Below are 5,066 nucleotides of genomic sequence, written 5' to 3'. Positions count from 1 at the left end.
GATCGGGAGGTCTCCTCCGGTCGGAGATGTTCGATGCGGACCGGACGAGTTGCCGTTCCCCGTCATTGCCGGCCGAGCGACGGGAGAATTCCGTTCCGCCTTCACGGCGGACGGAATGGTGCGGCGATTCCCCGGGATCCCCCGTGTCGTCGGCGCGATCGTGGTTCGTCACCGCAACGCGTGGGACGGCTATCCTCCCGCACTCCGGCGAGTCACCTGAAGTCGGCGCCTTCGACTGGATGCCGATGCCTGTACGGCGCTCCCCCAGGTGGTTTTCGCGCGAGCGAAGGAGAATGTCCCGCGGAGACCCGATGCCACCCGAAGATGTGGTGGTCTCCTGCCTTCCTGACCGCGGACCTCAGTAGTTTCTCAGCCCGTGCCAGGTGCGAGGGCCGACGATGCCGTCGACGGCCAGCCCGTGGTCGGACTGGAAGGCGCGGACCGCCGACCGGGTGGCCGGGCCGAACCGGCCGTCTATGCCGGAGGAGCCCACGCCGTAACCCAAGGAGACCAGCAGGCACTGCGCCTCGCGGACGGTCCGGCCGTCGGATCCGTAGGAGACGGTGGGGGGTGTGGCGCGGTGGTCGTAGCCGCACTCCCAGCCGGCGGCCTCGGCAGGAGCGACGGCGCCGGCCGGTGCGACGGATTCGGGTCCGGCCGTCACCGTCGCGCCGACGGCGAGGACGGCGGCGAGCACTGCCGTGGCGGCGAGGCTGCGAGCTCCATCGTCATGACCTTTCGACAAAGAGGCGATTTCCTGAGCGGCGTGGCGAAACTCCGTGCATTTACTCGCCGCGACGCAAACCCTTTCAATCGCTCTCCTGAATGGCAAGGGGCGCCTGACGGCATGACGCGATCTTTGTGTTCCGGTCCGGCACGAAAGCCTTGGTCCGCAGTTCAGGGCGGGCGCCAGAAGGAGCGCCCGGGCAGTGCGATGGCTCGAATTGCCGGGGCGTCCGTACGGGCCATCGGGGCGAGCACAAAAGGTCTGGACAATGCGACCGAAGAATGGCACTGTGCGACAGAAAAAGGCATGAACAAATGTCATACCGCGCCGCGAAAGCGCCGCCCCGTCTTCGGCTGCGGCACCGCACCGCCGCCCACCGGCGGCGGCGACCTCGAGGCGCGACCGAACTCGCGAATCCTGCCCGATATCGGGCAGGAAACTGGAGGTGCGAGCGCCTCACCTCTAGGGTGAGCGCTCATGATCGCTGTAGACGCCCTGTGGACCTTCACGGTGATGGTGGGGCTGCTCACCCTCACCCCCGGCCTGGACACCGCGCTCGTCCTGCGGACCGCCGCGGTCGGTCACCGTCGCCGCGCCTGGGGTGTGGTCCTCGGTATCCAGAGCGGCACGCTCGCCTGGGGCGTGCTCACCTCGCTCGGGGTCACCGCGTTGCTGACGGCGTCCGAGGTCGCCTACCGGACCCTCCGCTGGGCCGGGGCCGCGTACCTGGTGTGGACGGGGGCCAGGATGCTGTGGGCCACCCGACGGCCCGGAGGCGCGACGGCCGCCCGCACCGGGACGCAGACCGGGCGGGAGACCGGCCACGAGACCGGCACGTCGGCCGGCGCCGGGGCGGGCGAGCGGGACACGTTCTCCGGCGGCTGGCGTCAGGGCGCGGCGACCAACCTCCTGAACCCGAAGGTCGGCGCCTTCTACGTGGCGCTGCTTCCGCAGTTCATCCCCGCCGACGCTCCGCACCTGGCCGCGGGGGTGTTGCTCACCGGCGTGCACATCCTGCTGGGGGTGCTGTGGGCGTGTGCGCTGATCGCCCTCGCCCACACGGTCCGGCACCAGTTGCAGCGGCCCGTGGTGCGTCGTCGGCTCGACCGCGTCACCGGTGCGGTCGTCGCCGTCTTCGGTGTGCGGCTGGCGCTGCAGGACTGACGCGCGGACGAAGGTCGTCCGTCCCTTCCTTCACCCCTTCCCCCTTCCCGGTGCCGGTTCTGTCGTCGACGGGACCGGCAGCCGCCTCGAGAGGACATCCCGTGCGCCCTGGCCCCCTGCCCCTCGCCCCCGAGGCAGTGGTCTTCGACTGCGACGGCCTGCTCGTCGACACGGAGAGCTGCTGGAGCGTCGTGGAGTCGGCCGTCTTCGCCGAGCACGGGCACCCGTTCGGGCCCGAGCAGAAGGCGCTGGTCGTCGGCCGGACCGTGGAGGCCGCGGCGGAGGTCATGGCCACGTACTTCGGCCGGCCCGGCGCCGGTCCGCACCTGGCCGCCGAACTCCTGTCGCGCGTGCGGGTGGAACTGGCGCGGGGCGCCGCCGCTCTCCCGGGGGCGGCGGAACTGGTGCGGGCCTGCCGGGCGGCCGTGCCCGTCGCCGTGGCGAGCAACAGTCCGCGGGAGTTGGTGGACGCCGCGCTGGAATCCGCCGGCCTGGCGCGGTACTTCGAGCATTCCTTCGCGGCCGACGAGGTGCCCTCCCCCAAGCCGGCCCCGGACCTCTACCTCGCGGCGTGCGAGGCGCTCGGGGCCGCCCCCGAGGCCTGTGTCGCCTTCGAGGACTCGGCCACCGGCGCCCGGGCGGCACGCGCCGCCGGGCTGTTCGTCGCCTTCGTCCCGTCCCTGCCCGGCACCGCCCTCCCCCGCGACTGGCGTGGCGCGGCCCTCGACGACCCCGGGCTGCTCCGCTGGGCCCGCGACCTGCCGCGCCGGGCGACGCCCCGCTGACGCGGCGCGCCGGGGGCGGGTCCTCCCGCGGTGGCGGGAGGACCCGCTGGGCTCAGGAGGGGTAGGGCAGCAGCTCCGCGTCGGTCCTCTCCCAGGCGGCCCGCAACTCCGCGAGCAGTTCCGGTCGTTGCCTGGCGAGGTCCGCCTGCTCACGCTGGTCGGCGGCCAGGTCGAACAGGTGGTCCTTGCCCGCCGCGTCCCGGTAGTACTTCCAGTCGCCCCGGCGCAGCGCCCGGTTGCCGCGGACCCGCCAGAACAGGTCGCGTTCAGGCAGCTGCTCGCCGCGCAGCAGGTACCCGGCGAAGCTGTGACCGTCCAGGGGGTGGGCCGGGTCGGGCCGGGCGCCGCCGAGCTCCAGCAGGGTCGCCGTCCAGTCCGGGGAGTAGACCGGCTCGTGGCTGACCTGGCGTGCGTCGATCCGGTCCGGCCAGCGCAGGATGGTCGGCACCCGGATGCCGCCCTCGAGCAGCTCCGACTTGGCGCCGCTCAGCGGCCATTGGTAGGAGAAGCGCTCGCCGCCGTTGTCGCTGGCGAAGACGACGACGGTGTTCTTCTCCTGGCCGGAGCGGCGCAGCGCGTCGAGCACCTTGCCCACGGAGGCGTCGAGGTTCTCGACCATCTCCCGGTACTTCTCCACGGAGCCGCCGTCGTCGTGACGGAGTCCCCCGAGGACGTCTCCGGCGCGGATCCGGTCGGCGATCTCCGCGGCGGCCTCCTCGTCGTCCTCGCCGATCCAGGGCCAGTGCGGGGTGGTGAAGTTGAGGTTCAGCAGCCAGGGGCTGTCGTGGTCGCGGCGAACGTAGTCGACGGCGCGCTCGGTGAGGACGGTGGTGTAGTAGCGGAGGTCCTTGTAGGTGGCGTCGCCCTCGTAGAGGTCGTAGTCGCCGAGCTGGCCCAGCTTGGAGAAGTACTCCAGCGCGCCGCCGAAGTTGCCGAAGAACTCGTCCCAGCCCGACCGGGTGGGGCTGTGGTCCGGCAGCCAGCCGCAGTGCCACTTGCCGATCAGCGCGGTGGCGTAGCCGGCCTTCTTCAGCAGGGACGCCAGGGTGGGGTGGTTGGGGTCCAGGCCCTGGGACCGGTTGCCGATCGGCTCGGCCAGGCCGCCCTTGGTGCGGCCGGGGTAGCGGCCGGTGTAGAGGCTGAAGCGGGTCGGCGAGCAGGTGGCCGAGCCGGAGTAGGCGTTGGTGAAGCGCACCCCCTGCGCGGCGAGCCGGTCCAGGTGGGGCGTCCTGATGTGCGGGGCCCCGTACACGGACAGATCGGCCCAGCCGAGGTCGTCCCCGAGGATGAACAGGATGTTGGGCCGTCTGCCCGAGCCGTGTCCGGGACGTGCCCGGAACGGCCGCTCGGCGGGTGCATCCGCTGCGGGGGCGACGGTGCCGGCCTCGGCGGTGACGGTGGTGCCGGCGACGGCGCCGACCGCGCCCGCGCCGACCAGGCCACCGAAGAGACGACGGGATATTTCAGGCATGCCGATTCCTCAGGACGGCGCGCCCTGGAAGAGGGCGCGACAGGGGGAAGGGTGAAGGAAGGAGTACGAGAGGCGTGGTGGATTCCGGCCCGGGAGACGCGGAGCCACAGACCTCGGAGCGCAGCGGGTCAGAGGGACGCGAAGGCTCGTTGCGGGAGCGGTCTCATCGCCTACGCCGGGACGGGCGGTCCTGGCAGACGTGGAGGTCGGTCACCGCGCCGGAGACGGCATGCGGACCGGACCCCTGCGGGGGGCGGCTGGAGAACCGGGAGACGGGCCCCGGAGGGTCAGCGACAGATGGCGCTGGACTGGCGGCACAGGTCGACGTGACGGCGCGCTACGAGCGCGACGATCGCCTGTGGATCAGCAGCCTTGGACCTCATGGGCAGGGACGATGCCAGGGGGTGGTGGACGCGTCAACCTGGTGTCCGGTCCATGGGACGGGCCGCACCGTGCGTTTCTGACCACCGCTCAGGCACGGTGCGACGCGGCCGGTGGGTGCGGGACCGGTCTGGGAGGATGACGACCACTCCCCGGCGCCACCGCCGCGCACGCGGGAGGTGTTCGTCGATCGACAGGGGTGAGCGGTGTCCGCACAGCACGGTAGGTACTCGTCCGGGGGTGGACGCGAACGGGCGCCCCTCGACGGCGGTGACGGGCAGACGCGTCCCGGTCGGCCGGGAGGCTCCGGCAGGCCGGCCGCCCCCGCGCCGCGGGGGCGTGACGGGGCCGCGTCGTCGCAGGGCGCGGGCCGGGGCGACGGGCCGCGCGGGAGCGCCGTCGAGGGCACGCGCCCGCAGGCGGGCACGAGAGGGCCACGGAGCAGCGGGGACGCGGGAGCGGGCGGTAGGCGGCGGACGGACTCGGGACGGCGCCAGGAGCGGCGGGCGGACACCGGGCAGAGCCAGGAACCACGGAC

5 protein-coding genes are annotated in these 5,066 nt (G+C 72.8%); 2 read left to right on the top strand and 3 right to left on the bottom strand.

The window, feature by feature from the left end; all coding sequences use genetic code 11:
- Window positions 1-358: 358 nt before the first annotated feature.
- Window positions 359-745 (bottom strand): peptidoglycan-binding domain-containing protein, encoded by a 387-nt coding sequence (locus tag ACOV8S_RS07110; protein WP_448316768.1) that lies wholly within the window; start codon window positions 743-745, stop codon window positions 359-361.
- A 459-nt stretch (window positions 746-1,204) separates the two neighbouring features.
- Here ACOV8S_RS07110 and ACOV8S_RS07105 point away from each other — a divergent pair, with 459 nt between their 5' ends.
- Window positions 1,205-1,891 (top strand): LysE family translocator, encoded by a 687-nt coding sequence (locus tag ACOV8S_RS07105; protein ID WP_448316767.1) that lies wholly within the window; start codon window positions 1,205-1,207, stop codon window positions 1,889-1,891.
- Between the two features lie 101 nt (window positions 1,892-1,992).
- Window positions 1,993-2,676, top strand: a complete 684-nt coding sequence (locus tag ACOV8S_RS07100) for an HAD family hydrolase (RefSeq protein WP_448316765.1) — start codon at window positions 1,993-1,995, stop codon at window positions 2,674-2,676.
- Between the two features lie 52 nt (window positions 2,677-2,728).
- Here the strand turns inward: ACOV8S_RS07100 and ACOV8S_RS07095 are convergent, their stop codons facing one another.
- Window positions 2,729-4,147 (bottom strand): sulfatase family protein, encoded by a 1,419-nt coding sequence (locus tag ACOV8S_RS07095; protein ID WP_448316764.1) that lies wholly within the window; start codon window positions 4,145-4,147, stop codon window positions 2,729-2,731.
- Window positions 4,148-4,434: 287 nt separating this feature from the next.
- A complete protein-coding gene (locus ACOV8S_RS07090) occupies window positions 4,435-4,530 on the bottom strand; it encodes a putative leader peptide (protein ID WP_448316762.1) in 96 nt (31 codons plus the stop codon).
- Between the last annotated feature and the right edge of the window lie 536 nt (window positions 4,531-5,066).

Source organism: Streptomyces sp. CO7 (genome assembly GCF_053474865.1).
This window is presented reverse-complemented; position numbering and strand designations above follow the sequence as displayed.